Below are 16,852 nucleotides of genomic sequence, written 5' to 3' on the forward strand. Positions count from 1 at the left end.
TGGCGCCTCAGGCTTCTTCCAGTGTTGGAAAGTCGATATAGCCCTTCGGTCCCCCAGCATAATAGGCGCGGGGGTCGGCTTCGTGCAGTGGAGCATTCTTCTTCAGCCGTTCGACAAGATCGGGATTACCGATGAAGGGCCGTCCGAATGCGATGATGTCGCCAGTGTCTTTCTCGCGGGCGTCGATCGCCATGTCGCGCGTGTAGAGATTGTTGAGAATGGTCGGCCCGTTGAAACGGTCTCGCAGTTTCAGGACATCGAAATACGGATCTGGGGTGCGCGTGACGCCGGTATCGCCTTCGACGAGGTCGAGCCAGCCGATGCCGAGACCGTTCATCATGTCGATGACATGGGTGAACAGGGGCTCCGGATTGGTGTCCCACGTGCCGTAGGCATGGCCAAGCGGGGCCAGGCGGACCATGACACGCGTCCCGTCCCAGACCGTCAATACAGCTTCGAGAATCTCCTTCAGAAAGCGTGCGCGGTTTTCGATCGGACCGCCGTAGGCGTCGTCGCGCTGGTTCGTCATGTCATTGAGGAAGGATGAGATAAGGTAGGAGTGGGCTGCGTGCAGCTCGACGCCGTCGTAGCCTGCCTCTTTCGCGCGCCGGGCGGCCTGTCGATATGCCTCGACCATGTCGGCGATCTCCGCCGTGGTCATGACATGCACGGCTTCGAACGGTTGCGGGCCCTGCTCGGTGAAGATCTTGCCGGGTTGCTCGAAGGCAGAGGGAGAGACCGGCGCACTCTTTCCGTCAGCGCTGAGCGAGGAGTGGCTGAGGCGTCCGGCATGCCAAAGCTGGCTGAAGATGAGGCCGTTCTTGGCGCGCACCGCGTCGGTCACCTGCTTCCAGCCTGCGATCTGGCTGTCATCCCAGAGACCGGGCAGGAAAGGTCCACCGCGCCCACCCGGAACCACGGCTGTCGCCTCGGTGATAAGCAGGCCGGCACTGGCGCGCTGTGAATAATAGGTCGCCTGCAGCTCGCCAGCATGGCCATCAGCTGTGGCACGGGCGCGGGTCAGCGGCGAAAGCGCGATCCGGTTTTTCAGTTTCAGCCCATTGAATTCGACCGGGTCGAATAGGTCCGTGCCTGCCATTGCCTGGCCTCCCGCGCTTATGGTTTGGCGGGAAGTCTAGTCAGATGCCGGGTGGCCGACCATCCATCACGTCGGGAAACCCCGCGGTGGCAGGCTCAGTCGTCATCCATCCGCAGCGCGGCGACAAAGGCCTCCTGCGGGATTTCGACCTTGCCGAACTGGCGCATGCGCTGCTTGCCGGCTTTCTGTTTTTCCAGCAGCTTGCGTTTGCGCGTCGCGTCGCCGCCATAGCATTTCGAGGTCACGTCCTTGCGCAGCGCCGAGATGGTCTCGCGCGCGATGACGCGCCCGCCGATGGCTGCCTGGATAGGAATCTTGAACATCTGGCGGGGAATGAGGTCCTTCAGCCGCTCGCACATCTGGCGGCCCCGGCCTTCGGCGCGGTCGCGGTGCACCAGCATGGAAAGGGCATCGACAGGCTCTTCATTGACGAGAATCGACATCTTAACGAGGTCGCCCGGCTTATGGCCGATGATCTCATAGTCGAAGCTCGCATAGCCCTTGGAGATGGATTTCAGCCGGTCATAGAAGTCGAAGACGATCTCGTTGAGCGGCAGCTCGTATTTGCACATCGCCCGGCCGCCCACATAGGAAAGCTCCTTCTGGATGCCGCGCCGGTCCTGGCAGAGCTGCAGGATGGAGCCGAGATGCTCGTCCGGCGTGTAGATCGTCGCGGAGATCCACGGCTCGCGGATTTCGGCGATCTTGACCACGTCCGGCATGTCGGCCGGATTGTGCAGTTCGGTTTCGGACCCATCCGTCATGGTCATCTCGTAGACCACCGACGGGGCGGTCGCGATCAGGTCGAGGTCAAACTCGCGCGACAGGCGCTCCTGGATGATTTCGAGGTGGAGGAGGCCCAGAAAGCCGCACCGGAAGCCCATGCCGAGGGCCGCCGAGGTTTCCATCTCCCAGGTAAAGGAGGCGTCGTTGAGGCGCAGTTTCGACATCGCCGCGCGCAGGTCGTCAAAGTCGCCGGCATCGACCGGGAAGAGGCCGCAGAATACCATCGGCACAACTTCCTTATAGCCCGGAAGCGGCTTGTCGGTCGGCTTCTTTTCATCGGTGATCGTGTCGCCGACGGCGGTTTCGGCGACTTCCTTGATCGAGGCGGTAAGAAAGCCGACTTCGCCCGGTCCAAGCTCATCCACGTCCACCGGTTTCGGGCCGAAGATGCCGACCTTGTCGACCTCATAGGTCGATTTGGCGCGCATCATGCGGATTTTCTGCTTCTTGCGCAGGACGCCGTCGACAATGCGCACGATGACCACAACGCCGAGATACGGGTCGTAATAGGCATCGATCAGCGAGGCCTTGAGCGGCTTGTCGGCGTCGCCTTCTGGCGGGGCTGGCAGGCGGTGGACGATCGCCTCGAGCACATCCTCGATACCGATATTGTTCTTGGCCGAGGTCTCGATCGCATCAGAGGCATCAAGCCCGATAATGTCCTCGATCTGCTCCTTGACCATGTCCGGGTCGGCGGCAGGCAGGTCGATCTTGTTGAGGACCGGCACGATCTCATGGTCCTGATCGATGGCCTGATAGACATTGGCCAGCGTCTGCGCCTCGACGCCCTGAGAGGCGTCAACGACGAGCAGCGAGCCTTCGCAGGCGGCCAGGCAGCGGGAGACTTCGTAGGAGAAATCGACGTGTCCCGGCGTGTCCATCAGGTTCAGGACGTAGGTCTCGCCATCCTTGGCAGTATAGTTCAGCCGGACGGTCTGGGCCTTGATGGTGATGCCGCGCTCCTGCTCGATATCCATGGAATCGAGCACCTGTTCGCGCATCTCGCGGTCGGTTAGGCCGCCGGTGACCTGGATCAGCCGGTCAGCGAGCGTGGACTTGCCGTGGTCGATATGCGCCACGATGGAAAAATTGCGGATCTTGTCGCGGGGTGTCATGTCTGCGGCATATAGCGGGGCTTGGGCGTCCCGCCTAGCGGTTGCGTGCTGTCAATCGTGGTCTCTACCTGCTTTCTGCATTGACGTAATCAGTATAAACCTGCGCCCATGGCCGACACACAGACCCTGATCGACGCAAAGATCGAAAGCCAGCCCGGCATTACCGCTGAAGGCTGGCTGACCGATAACTGGTATCTGGCGTGCCCGTCGAGCGAGCTGAAACCCGGTGGCCTGAAACATGTCATCATGCTGGACCAGCCCATTGTGGTGGGGCGAACCGAGGCGGGTGAGGCGTTTGCGCTGCGCGATATCTGTCCGCACCGTCTGGTGCCGTTGTCAGCGGGCAAGATGATCGAGACCAAGGGTGAGCCGACGGTAGAGTGCCCCTATCATGGTTGGCGTTTCGGCACTGACGGTGTTTGTCGGCACATGCCATCAGTTCTCGAAGAGCAGCCGTATGAGGCGAGCCGCTTCAAGGTGCGCCGTTATCCGGTGCACGAGAAGAACGGAATGATCTTCGTCTTCATCGCGCATGATCCGAAATTCGCAGGTGAGCCGGATGTGCCACCGCCGGATTTCGGTGAGCTGCCCGACAAGCCGAAATTCGTGATCGAAGAGACGTTCAATGCGCATATGGACGATGCGGTTGTCGGCCTGATGGACCCGGCGCATGTGGCGTTCGTGCATTCGCAATGGTGGTGGCGCCCGCCGAGCGTTGGCCTCAAGCTGAAGGAAAAGCCCTTTGTGCCGCGCGACCGCGGCTGGGCCATTGATCGCCACCAGCCGTCATCGAATTCGCTCGCCTACAAGGCAGTGTTTGGCGGCAAGGTGACGACGGAGATCATCTTCCAGCTACCCGGCTATCGCTGGGAGATTGTCGAGAATGATTCCGCCCGCCTGCTGACACTGACCTGCCTGACGCCGATCTACAGGAAGAAGACGCGGATTACGCAGGTGACCTGGTTTTTCGGCGCACCACTGCTCAACCTCGCCATCCCGATCTTCAAGCCCGCCGCGCGGAAGTTCCTGCGCCAGGACGGCGATATCGTCGACCTGCAGAATGAAGGCATGAAGTATCAGAAGGCGATGATCTGGATCGACGATATCGACGTGCAGGCCAAATGGTACCGCACGCTCAAGAAGGAATGGGCCGCCTCGCGGACCGAGAAGCGGCCCTTCACCAACCCGATCGAGCCGGTTACCCTCCGCTGGCGGAGCTAGACGCCTAGCGGGTCGGGACCGGTTCGTCGCCGCGATAGTCGTAGAAGCCGCGTTTCGCCTTGCGTCCCGTCCACCCGGCCTCGACATATTTTACCAGCAGCGGGCAGGGCCGGTACTTGGTATCGGCGAGGCCATCGTGGAGCACCTGCATGATGGAGAGGCAGGTGTCGAGACCGATGAAGTCTGCCAGTTCCAGCGGGCCCATCGGGTGGTTCGCGCCGAGCTTCATGGCGGTGTCGATGCTCTCGACAGTGCCGACGCCTTCATACAGCGCATAGACGGCCTCATTGATCATCGGCACCAGTACGCGGTTCACGATGAAGGCCGGATAGTCCTCGGCGTTCGTGGTCGTCTTGCCGAGACGGTCGGCAAAGCCGAGCGCCATCTCATAGGTTTCCTGGTCGGTCGCCAGCCCCCGGATGACTTCCATCAGCTTCATCAGCGGCACCGGATTCATGAAGTGCAGGCCGATGAATTTTTCAGGCCGGTCGGTGGTTGCGGCGAGGCGCGTAATGGAAATCGATGACGTGTTGGTCGCCAGATAGGCGCGCTCTGGTACGACGTCGCAGAGGGATTTGAAGATCGCTTCCTTGACTTCGCGGTTCTCTGTCGCCGCTTCGATGGCGAGATCGACCTTGCCGAAGACGTCGAGCCCCGTGCCGGGCTGGATGCGTTTCAGGCCTGCCGTCATTTCTTCCGGCGTAATCAGGGACCGGGAGACCTGCCGGGTCATGTTCGCCTCGATGGTCTCAATACCCCTGGCGAGGGCTTCGTCCGAAACGTCATTGAGGTGAACATCATAGCCGGCCAGCGCACAGACATGTGCGATCCCGTTGCCCATCTGGCCTGCGCCAACCACGCCGACAGTGCCGATATTGCTCATGCCGCTCTCCGAAGGCCTTCAACTCTATACAATCCGTAATCCACTAGACTGATTGTGCGGCGCGTCAAAGATCAAGTCTTGTGAGCAGATAGCCGCTCAGTCCCCGATTGGTTGTGGCCCCCCGGGCACAGGCGATGTCGGGTCAGGAGTCGGCAGTCTTGTCCCTGATTTTAGCGACGCGAAAACCGGTGCCGCGAGGGTCCCCCGCAAGCGATGCAAGCCGGCCGGTCTTATCGATCGGGGAACATCGGCGGGAGCTCTTCGCTGGTAGAGGGAATAGTCTCCAAACCACAGACGGAACCTCGCAAATGGCCGATACGATGGAAAAACCCGTTACCGAGCAGGATCCAGCGGCCCGCAGCGGGCCGAAAACAGCGGTTCTGTATCGGATGGTGATGGACGCACACATCTGCCCGTTCGGGCTGAAATCGCGCGACCTGCTGAAGCGCGAAGGCTATGACGTCGAGGACCACCACCTCACAACGCGCGAGGAGACCGATGCCTTCCAGCAGGAGCATGGTGTAAAGACCACGCCGCAGACCTGGATCAATGGCAAGCGGATCGGTGGTCATGACGACCTGCTGCATTTCTTCGGCAAGGAAGCGCCCTCAGACAAGACTGGCGAAACGACCTATCAGCCGGTGATCGCCATCTTTGCGACGGCGGCCCTGATGGCGCTTGCAACGAGCTGGGCGGCGTTCGGCACGGTGCTCACGGTTCGTGCGGTCGAGTGGTTCATCTCGATTTCGATGTGCATCCTGGCAATCCAGAAGCTGCAGGACCTGACAGCCTTCCAGAACCAGTTCCTTGGTTATGATCTGCTGGCGCAGCGCTTTACCCGTTATGCCTTCGTCTACCCGTTCGGCGAGGCGATTGCCGGTATCCTGATGATCGCGGGCGCATTGATCTGGATTGCTTCCCCGATTGCGATCTTCATCGGGACGGTCGGTGCGGTCTCAGTCTTCAAGGCGGTCTATATCGACAAGCGCGAGCTGAAATGCGCCTGCGTCGGCGGCGACTCCAATGTGCCGCTCGGTTTCATCTCGCTGACCGAGAATCTGATGATGATTGCGATGGGCCTCTGGATGCTGTTCTAAGCCTCGACTACATTGGCATTCATGAGCAATGCCAAAGAGTTAGCCAGCCTTATCCGTCACGCCGAGCGCGTCATGGTTTTTACCGGCGCGGGGATATCCACTGAAAGCGGTATTCCGGACTTCCGCTCGCCGGGCGGGGTCTGGAGCAAGATGCAGCCGATCTACTTCCAGGATTTCGTCGCCTCACGCGAAGCGCGCCGGGAATCGTGGTCGCGGGTTTTTAACCGCACAGCGGGCTGGGTCGGCGCCAAGCCCAATCCCGGCCATTACGCGATTGCCGAACTGGTCAGGCGGGGCAAGGTTGGCGCCGTGGTGACACAGAATGTCGACAATCTCCATCAGGATGCCGGTGTGCCGGACCATCAGGTGATCGAGATCCACGGCAATGCGTCTTACGCCAAATGTCTGGACTGCGGGATGCGCCACGAGATCGAGGAGCTTCGCGCGCCATGGGAAGCCGATGAGGAAATCATCTGCGTGAATTGCGCGGGCCTGCTGAAGACCGCCACCATCTCTTTCGGCCAGCCGATGCCCGAACGTGAAATGGAGCGCGCAACCGCCGAAGCTGAAGCGAGCGACCTCTGTATCGTGCTTGGGTCGTCGCTGGTGGTTTATCCGGCGGCCGGTATCCCCGTCATGGCCAAGCGGGCTGGCGCCAAGCTCGCCATTATCAACCGGGAACCGACCGACATGGATTCCTATGCCAACATGGTGCTGAACGTCGAGATCGGCGCATTCATGGAAGAGGTGCTCAAGGAGCTAGAAGAGACGGTCTGAACAGGGTCTTCAAACCCCATAAAAAAAGCCCCGGACGCGTCCGGGGCTTTTCTGAATCAGTCGCATGCGTGCGATCAGAGCGCTTCAGTCAGCTCCGGCACGGCGTTGAAGAGGTCCGCGACCAGGCCGTAATCGGCAACCTGGAAGATCGGGGCTTCCTCATCCTTGTTGATCGCGACGATGATCTTGGAGTCCTTCATGCCAGCAAGGTGCTGGATGGCGCCCGAGATACCGACAGCGATATAGAGTTCCGGCGCGACGATCTTGCCGGTCTGGCCGACCTGATAGTCGTTCGGCGCATAGCCGGCATCGACTGCGGCACGTGAGGCGCCAACAGCGGCGCCAAGCTTGTCAGCCAGAGGCACGATGAGGCGGTCGAATTCTTCCTTCGAGCCGAGCGCACGGCCACCGGACACGACACGCTTCGCGGAGGTGAGCTCCGGACGGTCGGACTGGACGATCTTCTCTTCGACGAAGGCCGACTTGAACGGACCAGCCGGCGCGTCAACGGATTCAACCGAAGCCGAGCCGCCTTCGCCAGCAGCGTCGAAGGATGTCCCGCGAACGGTGACGACCTTCTTCGCATCCGACGACTTCACCGTCATGATCGCGTTACCGGCATAGATCGGGCGCTCGAACGTGTCGGTGCCTTCAATGCCGGTGATGTCGGAGAGCTGCATGACGTCGAGCTTGGCAGCGACGCGCGGCATGCAGTTCTTGCCCATCGTGGTTGCCGGGGCGAAGATGGCGTCATAGCCGTCTGCCAGCGGAACGATCAGCGCTTCCATGGCCTCGGCCAGCTGCTTTTCGAGCGCATCGCCTTCAGCGTGCAGGACCTTGCGGACACCGTCGATCTTGGATGCGGCTTCAGCAACGGCACCAGAGCCTTTGCCGGCCACCAGCACGTCAATGTCGCCGCCAAAGGCCTTGGCCGCGGTGACGGTCTTGTGGGTCGCGTCGAAAAGGGACTCGTTGTCGTGATCAGCAATAACCAGAACAGCCATTAGAGGGCTCCTTCAGCTTTGAGTTTCGACACGAGCGTTGAAACGTCCTCGACCGTCTCGCCGGCTTCACGCTCCGGCGGCTCGGTGACCTTGACGACGCTGAGGCGGGCGGCGGTCTCGACGCCGTAATCGCCAGGCGCCTTTTCGTCGATCGGTTTCTTCTTCGCCTTCATGATGTTCGGGAGAGACGCGTAGCGCGGCTCGTTGAGGCGAAGGTCGGTGGTGACGATGGCCGGGGTCTGAAGCGACAGGGTCTGCAGGCCGCCATCGATTTCGCGGGTGACATTGGCCTTGCCGTCTTCCAGCACGACTTCCGAGGCAAAGGTGCCTTGCGGCCAGTCGAGCAGGGCTGCGAGCATCTGGCCGGTCTGGTTGGAGTCGTCATCAATGGCCTGCTTGCCGAGAATGACGAGATCGGGGCTTTCTTCGCCCACGATGCCCTTGAGGATTTTCGCAACAGCGAGGGGCTCGACCGCATCATCGGTCTTCACCAGGATGCCGCGGTCAGCGCCCATGGCGAGCGCGGTGCGGAGCGTTTCCTGGGCCTGCTGCGGGCCAACGGAAACAACGATGATTTCCTCGGCTGCGCCCTTCTCCTTGAGGCGGACGGCTTCTTCGACAGCGATTTCGTCGAAGGGGTTCATCGACATCTTCACATTGGCGAGGTCAACGCCCGTCTGGTCCGACTTGACGCGGACCTTCACATTGTAATCGATTACCCGTTTCACGGGCACGAGCACCTTCATCGGCTGGCTCCCATATTTCTACGATCCTGAAGTCTCGCGATCACCTAAAGAACCCGCGATCAACAATCAAGCTTGTCGCTAACGTAAAGGTCAATTCGTCGCGATAGCCGACTATCACTGGCCTCGTGAGCGGCCTATTCGCTGGCCTCGCCGTTACTGGCGTCCTCGAACCAGACCTCGACGGGGCCTTTCAAGGTCAGGGTCAGCGGGTTGCCCTTGCGGTCCAGCGACTTGCCGGCGACGACCTTGATCCAGCCTTCCGACAGGCAATATTCGACGACATTGGTGCGTTCCTGGCCCTTGAAGTTTACGCCGACGCCGCGCGAAATCAGCGCCTCGTCATAATAGGGGCTGCGCGGGTCGAGGCTCAGGCGGTCTGGTGGTGTATCACTCATGGCGCGATGGTTTGCCCTGAAGCGGCGGTTTGCTCAAGCCCTGATGCTGCTAGCCGCGCTTGTAATAGACTGAGCGATTGGTAGGCGCCGAGCCGTCAGGCAGGTAGACCGTCTGGACGATCCGCATGGTTTCATCATCGATCAGCGTCCGTGTCGCGTGCATCAGCGTCTCGCCCTTCAGCGAGGCCGAGGAATTGAGTTCGCTCCTGCTTTCCGCGGTGATGGTAAAGCTGTCGACCAGATCGGTCCCGTTGAAGGGGACCGCGACGCCGTCGGGCTTGCCCCGGAATGAGGCCGAATGGTCCTGCCCGGCCTTGTCGGTCCACGCCATGTCGAAGACAAGCTCATCGCCCTCCTCGCGGATCGTATAGGTGCCGCTGGCTGGCGGCTCGCCCTGCTGGTAGGCGCAGGAGGAGGGGTCGAGTTCCCAGTGTCCGAGAAAACGGGTGTGTAGCGGCCCGGCCACCGGTTCAGCCGTTGTCCCGGTTCGCGCCCGGAACCCATTTGATGTCGTCGGCACCATTATTGTTGGCGGCACGGCAGGCGACAAAGAGCCAGTCAGACAGGCGGTTGATATAGGCCAGCGCCGGGGCACTCACGGCTTCCTCCTCAAGACCGGACAGGCGCGCGACATCACGCTCTGCGCGCCGGCAGGTTGCGCGGGCGACGTGAAGCTGGGCGGCGAGCAGCGATCCGCCGGGCAGGATAAAGCTGTCCAGCGGCGGGATATCGGCGTTCATCGCATCGATCTCCCGCTCGAGGCGCTCCACCTGGGCAGCGACGATACGCAGGGGTTCCCAGCCGAGATCCTTGCCGCGATCCGGGGTCGCGAGATCGGCGCCGAGATCGAACAGATCGTTCTGGATACGGTGGATCGCTTCGGCCAAGTCCCCTTCAGCCGCATGCGCGGCCACGCCCAGCGCGGCGTTCACTTCATCGACACCCCCATAGGCGACGACGCGCGGATGCCACTTGTCGGCCGGTTCGCCCGTTGCCAGCCGGGTTTTCCCCTTGTCGCCGGTCTTGGTGTAGATCTTGTCGAGTTTGACCATGGACGGGCTCCTCTTGCCGATCAGCCTCCGAAGGCGCCCAGGACAAAGCCAAGGGCGCACAGGAGCGCAATGGCAATCGCCTGCACGATCACGCGCATGCGCATCAGCTTGTTGGAGCGGCTCGCCTGGTTTGCGTCGGTCCGTGTCAGGTTCACCAGCCCAAGGACGAGCACGATAAGCAAGACGGCAAGTGCGAGGTAGAAGCCGATTGTAAGCAGATTGGCCATGCTGGATCCTTCGTCGAGACAGAGCCCTACTTAGGGGCTCGCGGGCCCGGTGTCATGCCCGCAGGGTTGCGCCTCCTCGTCGCAAGGGAAATGGCGGAGCCAGATAACAAAGATTTCACCTCGCCGCACATTGCTCCAAGCAATCCGAAGGTATATTTTCAGAAGTGCTGGAGCATAGCGTTCCAGTGCTTGGGAGGCGCAATAGTAAGGCCTCACTCCAAAAGGCAATCGCGATGAATTCGCAACAAAACAAGCCTTCACAAAAACCGGCAGCCAAGCCAGCTGCAAAGCCAGGCAAGCCATCGATCCCCGGCAAGCCGAAGGGCAAATAATTTCAGCAGGCAGGCGCCTGAGAGACCCGGATGCCGCCCCCGCATCCGGGTCTTTTTTTTGCGTCATAAAGCCCGGACGGTCTTCATTTGGGCGCATTTTCACCCATTTATGCAAGTGCGTGATAATTCAGATGCGCGAATGGGGGAAAGACGCTGCCGATAATCGGGGCTACAAGCTTTTTCCAGAACCGATGCGGAACTGATGCCAGACTTATGGGTCAGACTCCGTAGACAGGAGAGAACAGTCGATGGCCAAGACGACATCAATCGCACTCAGCCCCGAACAGGGCATGAGCCGGTACCTGACCGAAATCCGCAAGTTTCCCATGCTCGAGAAAGAGCAGGAGTTCATGCTCGCCAAACGCTGGCAGCAGGACGAGGACACCGATGCTGCCGAGCAGATGGTGACATCGCACCTGCGTCTCGTGGCGAAGATCGCAATGGGCTATCGTGGCTACGGCCTCCCCATGGCGGAGGTGATCTCCGAGGGCAATGTCGGCCTCATGCAGGCGGTCAAGAAATTCGATCCCGACAAGGGCTTCCGCCTTGCGACCTATGCAATGTGGTGGATCCGTGCCGCGATCCAGGAATACATCCTGCGCTCATGGAGCCTGGTGAAGCTCGGCACCACAGCCGCGCAGAAGAAGCTCTTCTTCAATCTGCGCCGTATCAAGGGCGAGATCAGCGCGCTCGAAAGCGGTGACCTCAAACCCGACCAGGTGCGCGAGATCGCCGAACGGCTGAACGTGTCCGAAAAGGACGTGCTCAGCATGAATGGCCGGATGAGCGGCTCCGACGCCTCGCTGAATGCGCCGATGGGTGCGGAAGGCGACATGGAGTGGCAGGACTGGCTGACCGATGATGAGCCGGGCCAGGCCGAGACCTATGCCAACCGCCAGGAATTCGACAGCCGTATGACCTTGCTGCAGGAGGCCATGGCCGACCTGTCGGAGCGCGAGCAGCATATCCTGCAGGAGCGCCGCCTGACGGACGAACCGAAGACACTGGAAGAGCTCTCAGAGGTCTACAATGTCTCGCGTGAGCGTATCCGCCAGATTGAAGTGCGTGCCTTCGAGAAGATCCAGAAGGCGATGAAGCGCATGGCGAAGGAACAGGGCCTGCCCGCCGGAGCAGGGGCGTAAGCCTTATTCGGCGAGGCCCGGTTCTTCTTTCTCGTCTGCGGGCGGATCGAGGAATTCCGGCGCCTTCACGCCCATCACAACCGCTGCAATCAGCGATGCCACGGCGACGGTGAAAACGACGACGGCCACCAGGCCGCCGCCGACACCGAGCGTGCGGCTGAGATAGTTCACAATCTCCTCATAGCGGAAGACACCGATGACCGCGCCAATCGCGCCGGCCGATTTGAGCGCAGTTTCGATATGGCTCGGATAGGTGCGCAGGTGGAAGAAGATGAGCAGCATGGCCCACACGCCGAAACCGAGCGCGAAGAGCGGTGCGGTAACCCTGTAGGCGTTCGACAGGCCGTCCCCGGTCAGTAGCGCCGAGGTCGATAGATAGGCCGCGTTCATCAGAGGCCAGAGCAGCACCAGCGCGCCACCGGCCGCCAGCGGAAACGAAACCTGCTGCACGGCCTTGCCATAAAGTGCCGTCAGTGGCTTGCGCAGCCAGACGAGCAGGATGCCGATGAACAGCAAAAGAAGCAGGAAGACCATCTTCACCGGCAGCACGTAACGGTGGACCGAGGACAGCAGGGAGGGGTGGTTCGCCTGCATGTCGTTCACATAGGCGCGGAAGTCCGTCTTGGCGCGGCAGCAGGCTTCGACGCTTGTCACGGTGCCCGTCGGGAAGCACAGCTTCTGCTCCTGCGAGGTCACGCCATAGCGCAGCCATTCGGGCTCGCAGCGTGACTGGAAGCGCTGCAGGCCACTGTCCATGGCGGCATTGATCCGGAGCTGGATGAGCACTTCGCCGATCGCGGCGCGCCGCTCTGCCGGGTCGGTTGAGGCAGAGCCCTCATCCTGCACGATGGCGTCTGGCGAGACCTCGAAGAGCGAGCGCGTGTTCGAACCGGCAAAGGCATTGGACATGGCAAGCGCGGTCACGCCGATGACGCCCGCAACTGCAGCCAGTGTGACCCGGCCATACGGTACCTGTCCGGTGGCCAGCGCATCAACGATCAGGACAGCCGGACGCCAGAAGGCAATCAGGGCGAGCGCGCCGGCAACGGGAAAGAACAGGAAGTTGTGGGCAAAGAGCGTGGCCATGGGCAGGGCGAGGCCATGGGGCCCGAATTCATGGACGAGAGTGCCGGTCTCCACCAGGAAGGCGGTGTAGATCAGCGCGAACAACAGCGTCACCGCGATCCGCGACCCGAGATGTGTCATGACATGTCCCTCACCCGCTCCGCCCGCGCGAAGCTGAGGAAGCCTAGCCTGAAAGGCACGGGCAGGGAATAAGAGAGCCATGCTTGTTGAAATCGATGATCCCCGCGACCCGCGCCTCGCGCCATACATTTCTATCCGTGAGCGTGACCTGACAGGCCGTGGGGATGGCCGCTTCATTGTCGAGGGGAAGGTCACGCTGGGTATTCTTGCGCGGCGCTCGCGCTTCCAGATCGAGAGCGTGTTCATCGGGGAGTCGCGGCTTGAGCCGCTCGCGGAAACGCTGGCCGAGCTGCCGGGCGATGTGCCGGTCTATGTCGCCCCGCAGGCGGTGATGGATCAGGTCGCCGGCTTTGCGATCCATCGCGGTGTGCTGGCCTGCGCGCGCAAGGGGGAAGTGCTTCCAGTCGAACGTCTTCTTGAAAGCCAGACCCTGCTTGTTCTCAATGACATTTCCAATCACGACAATGTCGGCGCCGCGTTCCGCAATGCAGCCGCCTTCGGGGCAGGGGGTGTGCTGCTTGACGAGCGCAGTTGCGATCCTCTCTATCGCAAGGCGATTCGTGTTTCTGCCGGCAGCGCGCTTTGGCTACCCTTTCATCATGGCGGCACGGGGCTGGAACATGTCGCGGCGCTGAAAGCGGCAGGCTATGAGATATGGGCCATGACACCGCGTGCCGATGCGACGCCACTGCCGGAGATGCCTGTAGGGGGGAAGATCGCCATTCTGCTCGGCGCCGAAGGCCCGGGCCTGCCGGAGGCACTGATCAATGCGGCCAGCCCTGTGCGCATTCCCATGTCGCCGGGCTTCGACAGCATCAATATCGCGACCGCCGGGGCTGTTGCGCTCTCGCGGATATTTGAAGCGCGGCTGGCCTAGCCCCGCTCGAACGGGTCGCGCATCAGGATGACGTCTTCGCGCTCCGGCGAGGTGGAAACCAGCGCGCATGGCTTGCCGACAAGCTCTTCCAGGCGGCGGACATATTTGACCGCCTCGGCGGGCAGGTCGGCCCAGCTCCGGGCGCCGCGCGTGGAGTCCTTCCAGCCGGCCATGGTCTCATAGACCGGCTCGACGGCAGCCTGATCGGTGAGCCCGGCCGGGAAGTAGTCGATTTCCTTGCCGTTCAATTTGTAGGCGACGCAGACCTTGATCTCCTCAAAGCCATCGAGAACGTCGAGTTTGGTCAGGGCGAGACCGTTGACGCCGGAGGTGGCGCAGGCCTGGCGGACCATGACGCTGTCGAACCAGCCGCAGCGCCGGGCCCGGCCTGTCACCGTGCCGAACTCATGGCCCACAGTCCCGAGGCGCTGGCCGGTCTCATTGTCCTGCTCGGTCGGGAATGGGCCGGAGCCGACGCGCGTCGTATACGCCTTGGCGAGGCCGAGAACGTAGGAAATAGCGCTCGGGCCGACGCCTGCTCCTGCTGAAGCGGCACCGGCCACGACGTTTGATGAGGTCACGAAGGGATAGGTGCCGTGATCGACATCCAGCATCACGCCCTGCGCCCCTTCGAAAAGGATCCGGCGATCGAGCTTCACCTGCTCGTCCAGAAGCTTCCAGACGGGCTTGGCGAAAGGCAGGATTTTCGGCGCGATCTCGAGCAGCTGCGCCTTCAGCGCCTCTCCGTCCGGCTCCGGCAGGTCGAGACCGTTGCGAAGCGGGCGATGGTGGGCGAGCAGGCGTTCGAGCTTGAGGTCGAGGGCAGCCGGGTCGGCAAGATCCGCCACACGGATGGCGCGGCGGCCGACGCGGTCCTCATAGGCCGGGCCGATGCCGCGTTTCGTGGTGCCGATCTTGGAATCGCCCAGCGCCGCCTCGCGGGCCGCGTCTATATCCTTGTGCCAGGGCAGGATGAGACAGGCATTGTCGGCGACGACGAGATCATCATGGGACAGGGAGACGCCTTCCTTCTCCATGTTTTCCAGCTCGGACAGGAGCTGCCACGGATCGACGACCACGCCATTGCCGATGACGGAGAGCTTGCCGCCGCGAACGACGCCCGATGGCAGGAGGTTCAGCTTGAAGGTCTTGTTGCCGATGACCAGGGTGTGGCCGGCATTGTGCCCGCCCTGGAAACGGACAACGGTATCGGCCCGGCTCGACAGCCAGTCGACAATCTTGCCCTTGCCTTCATCACCCCATTGGGCGCCGACGACGACTACGCCTGCCATGGCATCAAGCTCCTTGAAATCCAGTGCGCCACAGACAGGGTTTGCGCTGGAATTTCAAGAGGCGAGATGCCGGGAAAGCACGGGATCAGGCGAGCTCGTAGTCCTCGACCTCCACCGTCTCCACGGCCTTGGCATAGTCGCGCGTATGCGAGGACCAGTTCTGGGTGATGAGGCCATCATCGGTCTTGTACCAGGAATTACATGCCGGATCGGCCCAGACAGTCTCCTGGAGCTGGTCCTGGATTTCCTTGTTCCAGCGCTCCTGGGCGTCCTTTTTCGGCATCATCGCCGCGGCGGACTTCTCATCAAGCGTGAGCAGTGCCTTGACCATGTATTCGACCTGGCGCTCGATCATGAAGGTGATCGAGTTGTGGCCGAGATTGGTGTTCGGGCCGTACAGGATGAAGAGGTTGGGGAAATCGGCAACCGTGATGCCCTTATAGGCTTCCGGATGGTCGGCCCATTCCTCGTTGAGGTGCTTGCCGCCAAGGCCCTCGACATCGACCGACCAGTTCCAGCCGGTGGTCTCGAAACCTGTAGCGAAGACGAGGATGTCGAAGTCGCGGTGGGTTCCGTCGCTGGTTGTGACGCCGGTTTCGTCAACACGGCTGGGCCCCTCGGTGACCAGCTCGACATTGTCGCGCTGAAGGGCCGGAAAATAGTCGTCCGAGATCAGGATGCGGCGACAGCCGACCGGATAGTTCGGTGTCAGTTTCTCGCGCAGGGCAGGATCCTTGACCTGATCATTCAGGTGGTTGGTGGCGATCGTCGTGTAGGCCTCGCGCCCGGCGGTCGTCCACTGGAAGGCCTGCCAGAAGAAATGGTCGGCATTGTCATACATGAGCTGGCGCTGGCGGGAGCCAAGTTCCATCGCGGTTTCCGGCTCGGTAAACATCAGCGCCTGTTCCTGCGCCGTGATCGGCACGTCACGGCGTGGAATCACCCAGTTTGGTGTGCGCTGGAAGACGGTGAGATGCGCCGCGGTTTTGGCGACTTCAGGAATGACCTGAACGGCGCTTGCCGCGGAGCCGACCACGCCGACGCGCTTGCCCTCGAAGTCCACCGAATGATCCCACCGGGCCGAGTGCATCTTCTCGCCCTTGAATGTGTCGAGCCCGTCAATCTCCGGCCATTTCGGCCGGTTCAGCTGGCCAAGGGCGCCGACGAGAATGTCGCCGGTATAGGTCGTCCCGCTTTCCGTGGTCACCGTCCACTTCTTGGCCGTTTCGTCCCACGTTGCCGACACCGCAGCATCGTCGAGATGGAGATTGGGCCTCAGCTGGTAGCGGTCTGTTATCTCCTCGGCATAGGCCTGGATTTCCGGGCCTTGCGGAAAGGCGCGGGTCCAGTTGATGCTCTGCGCGAAGGAGAGCTGGTAGAGCGCGACAGGCACGTCGCAGGCGCAGCCCGGATAGGTGTTTTCATACCAGGTGCCGCCAACCTTCGGGTTGCGGTCCAGCAGGTCGAAGGAATGACCTGCCTCCTGCAGCTTGATGGCTGCCGTCAGGCCGCCGAGGCCGGCGCCGATGATGATGGCATGCTTCTGAGCCATACAAACCTCCCATGTCATTTATAGGGGGAGGATTCGCCCGATCCGGCCG

17 protein-coding genes are annotated in these 16,852 nt (G+C 61.6%); 5 read left to right on the forward strand and 12 right to left on the reverse strand.

The features are described 5' to 3' along the window. Positions 1–7: 7 nt before the first annotated feature. Both Q1K29_RS04825 and lepA read right to left on the reverse strand, forming a co-directional pair. A complete protein-coding gene (locus Q1K29_RS04825; protein WP_300391824.1) occupies positions 8–1,099 on the reverse strand; it encodes an alkene reductase in 1,092 nt (363 codons plus the stop codon). 95 nt (positions 1,100–1,194) lie between these two features. Then, positions 1,195–3,000, reverse strand: a complete 1,806-nt coding sequence (lepA, locus tag Q1K29_RS04830) for a translation elongation factor 4 (protein WP_300391825.1) — start codon at positions 2,998–3,000, stop codon at positions 1,195–1,197. A gap of 108 nt (positions 3,001–3,108) precedes the next feature. On the opposite strand from lepA, the gene Q1K29_RS04835 reads away from it, so the two are divergent. After that, complete coding sequence (locus tag Q1K29_RS04835; RefSeq protein ID WP_300391826.1) at positions 3,109–4,221, forward strand: aromatic ring-hydroxylating dioxygenase subunit alpha; 1,113 nt, start codon at positions 3,109–3,111, stop codon at positions 4,219–4,221. A gap of 4 nt (positions 4,222–4,225) precedes the next feature. Here Q1K29_RS04835 and Q1K29_RS04840 read toward each other — a convergent pair whose 3' ends face one another. Continuing rightward, positions 4,226–5,104: a 3-hydroxybutyryl-CoA dehydrogenase gene (locus Q1K29_RS04840; protein ID WP_300391827.1), complete on the reverse strand. Its 879-nt coding sequence runs from the start codon at positions 5,102–5,104 to the stop codon at positions 4,226–4,228. Positions 5,105–5,412: 308 nt separating this feature from the next. Here Q1K29_RS04840 and Q1K29_RS04845 point away from each other — a divergent pair, with 308 nt between their 5' ends. Both Q1K29_RS04845 and Q1K29_RS04850 read left to right on the forward strand, forming a co-directional pair. After that, entirely contained in the window at positions 5,413–6,201 is a 789-nt protein-coding gene (locus Q1K29_RS04845) for a MauE/DoxX family redox-associated membrane protein (protein WP_300391828.1), read from the forward strand. 21 nt (positions 6,202–6,222) lie between these two features. Beyond that, positions 6,223–6,978: a Sir2 family NAD-dependent protein deacetylase gene (locus tag Q1K29_RS04850; RefSeq protein ID WP_300391829.1), complete on the forward strand. Its 756-nt coding sequence runs from the start codon at positions 6,223–6,225 to the stop codon at positions 6,976–6,978. A 74-nt stretch (positions 6,979–7,052) separates the two neighbouring features. On the opposite strand, the gene Q1K29_RS04855 is transcribed toward Q1K29_RS04850, so the two are convergent. The 6 genes from Q1K29_RS04855 to Q1K29_RS04880 form a co-directional block, all read right to left on the reverse strand. After that, positions 7,053–7,982 (reverse strand): electron transfer flavoprotein subunit alpha/FixB family protein, encoded by a 930-nt coding sequence (locus Q1K29_RS04855; RefSeq protein ID WP_300391830.1) that lies wholly within the window; start codon positions 7,980–7,982, stop codon positions 7,053–7,055. Beyond that, the gene (locus Q1K29_RS04860) at positions 7,982–8,728 is read right to left on the reverse strand and encodes an electron transfer flavoprotein subunit beta/FixA family protein (protein WP_300391831.1); all 747 of its coding nucleotides are present in this window, start codon (positions 8,726–8,728) and stop codon (positions 7,982–7,984) included. The genes Q1K29_RS04855 and Q1K29_RS04860 overlap by 1 nt, the downstream gene beginning before the upstream one ends. A gap of 134 nt (positions 8,729–8,862) precedes the next feature. Further along, a complete protein-coding gene (locus Q1K29_RS04865; RefSeq protein WP_300391832.1) occupies positions 8,863–9,123 on the reverse strand; it encodes a DUF3297 family protein in 261 nt (86 codons plus the stop codon). Between the two features lie 49 nt (positions 9,124–9,172). Then, positions 9,173–9,589: a hypothetical protein gene (locus tag Q1K29_RS04870; RefSeq protein WP_300391833.1), complete on the reverse strand. Its 417-nt coding sequence runs from the start codon at positions 9,587–9,589 to the stop codon at positions 9,173–9,175. A 4-nt stretch (positions 9,590–9,593) separates the two neighbouring features. Next, positions 9,594–10,175, reverse strand: a complete 582-nt coding sequence (locus tag Q1K29_RS04875; RefSeq protein WP_300391834.1) for a cob(I)yrinic acid a,c-diamide adenosyltransferase — start codon at positions 10,173–10,175, stop codon at positions 9,594–9,596. A gap of 20 nt (positions 10,176–10,195) precedes the next feature. Beyond that, positions 10,196–10,402, reverse strand: a complete 207-nt coding sequence (locus Q1K29_RS04880) for a twin transmembrane helix small protein (protein WP_300391835.1) — start codon at positions 10,400–10,402, stop codon at positions 10,196–10,198. Between the two features lie 580 nt (positions 10,403–10,982). Here Q1K29_RS04880 and rpoH point away from each other — a divergent pair. After that, positions 10,983–11,876 (forward strand): RNA polymerase sigma factor RpoH, encoded by an 894-nt coding sequence (rpoH, locus tag Q1K29_RS04885; protein WP_300391836.1) that lies wholly within the window; start codon positions 10,983–10,985, stop codon positions 11,874–11,876. 3 nt (positions 11,877–11,879) lie between these two features. On the opposite strand, the gene Q1K29_RS04890 is transcribed toward rpoH, so the two are convergent. Further along, positions 11,880–13,082 carry a hypothetical protein gene (locus Q1K29_RS04890; protein ID WP_300391837.1) on the reverse strand — a complete coding sequence of 401 codons (1,203 nt, stop codon included), beginning with the start codon at positions 13,080–13,082 and terminating at the stop codon, positions 11,880–11,882. 79 nt (positions 13,083–13,161) lie between these two features. Here Q1K29_RS04890 and Q1K29_RS04895 point away from each other — a divergent pair, with 79 nt between their 5' ends. Further along, positions 13,162–13,959, forward strand: a complete 798-nt coding sequence (locus Q1K29_RS04895; RefSeq protein ID WP_300391838.1) for an RNA methyltransferase — start codon at positions 13,162–13,164, stop codon at positions 13,957–13,959. Here Q1K29_RS04895 and Q1K29_RS04900 read toward each other — a convergent pair. After that, entirely contained in the window at positions 13,956–15,251 is a 1,296-nt protein-coding gene (locus Q1K29_RS04900; RefSeq protein ID WP_300391839.1) for an adenylosuccinate synthase, read from the reverse strand. The two genes, Q1K29_RS04895 and Q1K29_RS04900, sit on opposite strands and share 4 nt — an antisense overlap. A gap of 85 nt (positions 15,252–15,336) precedes the next feature. After that, positions 15,337–16,803: an NAD(P)/FAD-dependent oxidoreductase gene (locus Q1K29_RS04905; RefSeq protein ID WP_300391840.1), complete on the reverse strand. Its 1,467-nt coding sequence runs from the start codon at positions 16,801–16,803 to the stop codon at positions 15,337–15,339. Between the last annotated feature and the right edge of the window lie 49 nt (positions 16,804–16,852).

The sequence above is a fragment of the Henriciella sp. genome (genome assembly GCF_029937755.1).
Lineage (GTDB): Bacteria > Pseudomonadota > Alphaproteobacteria > Caulobacterales > Hyphomonadaceae > Henriciella.

What these genes read in the sequence shown, in the direction of transcription:
- Q1K29_RS04825 (WP_300391824.1), bottom strand. Translation starts at nt 1,099, where the DNA reads ATGGCAGGCACGGACCTATTCGACCCGGTCGAATTCAATGGGCTGAAA.
- lepA (WP_300391825.1), bottom strand. Translation starts at nt 3,000, where the DNA reads ATGACACCCCGCGACAAGATCCGCAATTTTTCCATCGTGGCGCATATC.
- Q1K29_RS04835 (WP_300391826.1), top strand. Translation starts at nt 3,109, where the DNA reads ATGGCCGACACACAGACCCTGATCGACGCAAAGATCGAAAGCCAGCCC.
- Q1K29_RS04840 (WP_300391827.1), bottom strand. Translation starts at nt 5,104, where the DNA reads ATGAGCAATATCGGCACTGTCGGCGTGGTTGGCGCAGGCCAGATGGGC.
- Q1K29_RS04845 (WP_300391828.1), top strand. Translation starts at nt 5,413, where the DNA reads ATGGCCGATACGATGGAAAAACCCGTTACCGAGCAGGATCCAGCGGCC.
- Q1K29_RS04850 (WP_300391829.1), top strand. Translation starts at nt 6,223, where the DNA reads ATGAGCAATGCCAAAGAGTTAGCCAGCCTTATCCGTCACGCCGAGCGC.
- Q1K29_RS04855 (WP_300391830.1), bottom strand. Translation starts at nt 7,982, where the DNA reads ATGGCTGTTCTGGTTATTGCTGATCACGACAACGAGTCCCTTTTCGAC.
- Q1K29_RS04860 (WP_300391831.1), bottom strand. Translation starts at nt 8,728, where the DNA reads ATGAAGGTGCTCGTGCCCGTGAAACGGGTAATCGATTACAATGTGAAG.
- Q1K29_RS04865 (WP_300391832.1), bottom strand. Translation starts at nt 9,123, where the DNA reads ATGAGTGATACACCACCAGACCGCCTGAGCCTCGACCCGCGCAGCCCC.
- Q1K29_RS04875 (WP_300391834.1), bottom strand. Translation starts at nt 10,175, where the DNA reads ATGGTCAAACTCGACAAGATCTACACCAAGACCGGCGACAAGGGGAAA.
- Q1K29_RS04880 (WP_300391835.1), bottom strand. Translation starts at nt 10,402, where the DNA reads ATGGCCAATCTGCTTACAATCGGCTTCTACCTCGCACTTGCCGTCTTG.
- rpoH (WP_300391836.1), top strand. Translation starts at nt 10,983, where the DNA reads ATGGCCAAGACGACATCAATCGCACTCAGCCCCGAACAGGGCATGAGC.
- Q1K29_RS04890 (WP_300391837.1), bottom strand. Translation starts at nt 13,082, where the DNA reads ATGACACATCTCGGGTCGCGGATCGCGGTGACGCTGTTGTTCGCGCTG.
- Q1K29_RS04895 (WP_300391838.1), top strand. Translation starts at nt 13,162, where the DNA reads ATGCTTGTTGAAATCGATGATCCCCGCGACCCGCGCCTCGCGCCATAC.
- Q1K29_RS04900 (WP_300391839.1), bottom strand. Translation starts at nt 15,251, where the DNA reads ATGGCAGGCGTAGTCGTCGTCGGCGCCCAATGGGGTGATGAAGGCAAG.
- Q1K29_RS04905 (WP_300391840.1), bottom strand. Translation starts at nt 16,803, where the DNA reads ATGGCTCAGAAGCATGCCATCATCATCGGCGCCGGCCTCGGCGGCCTG.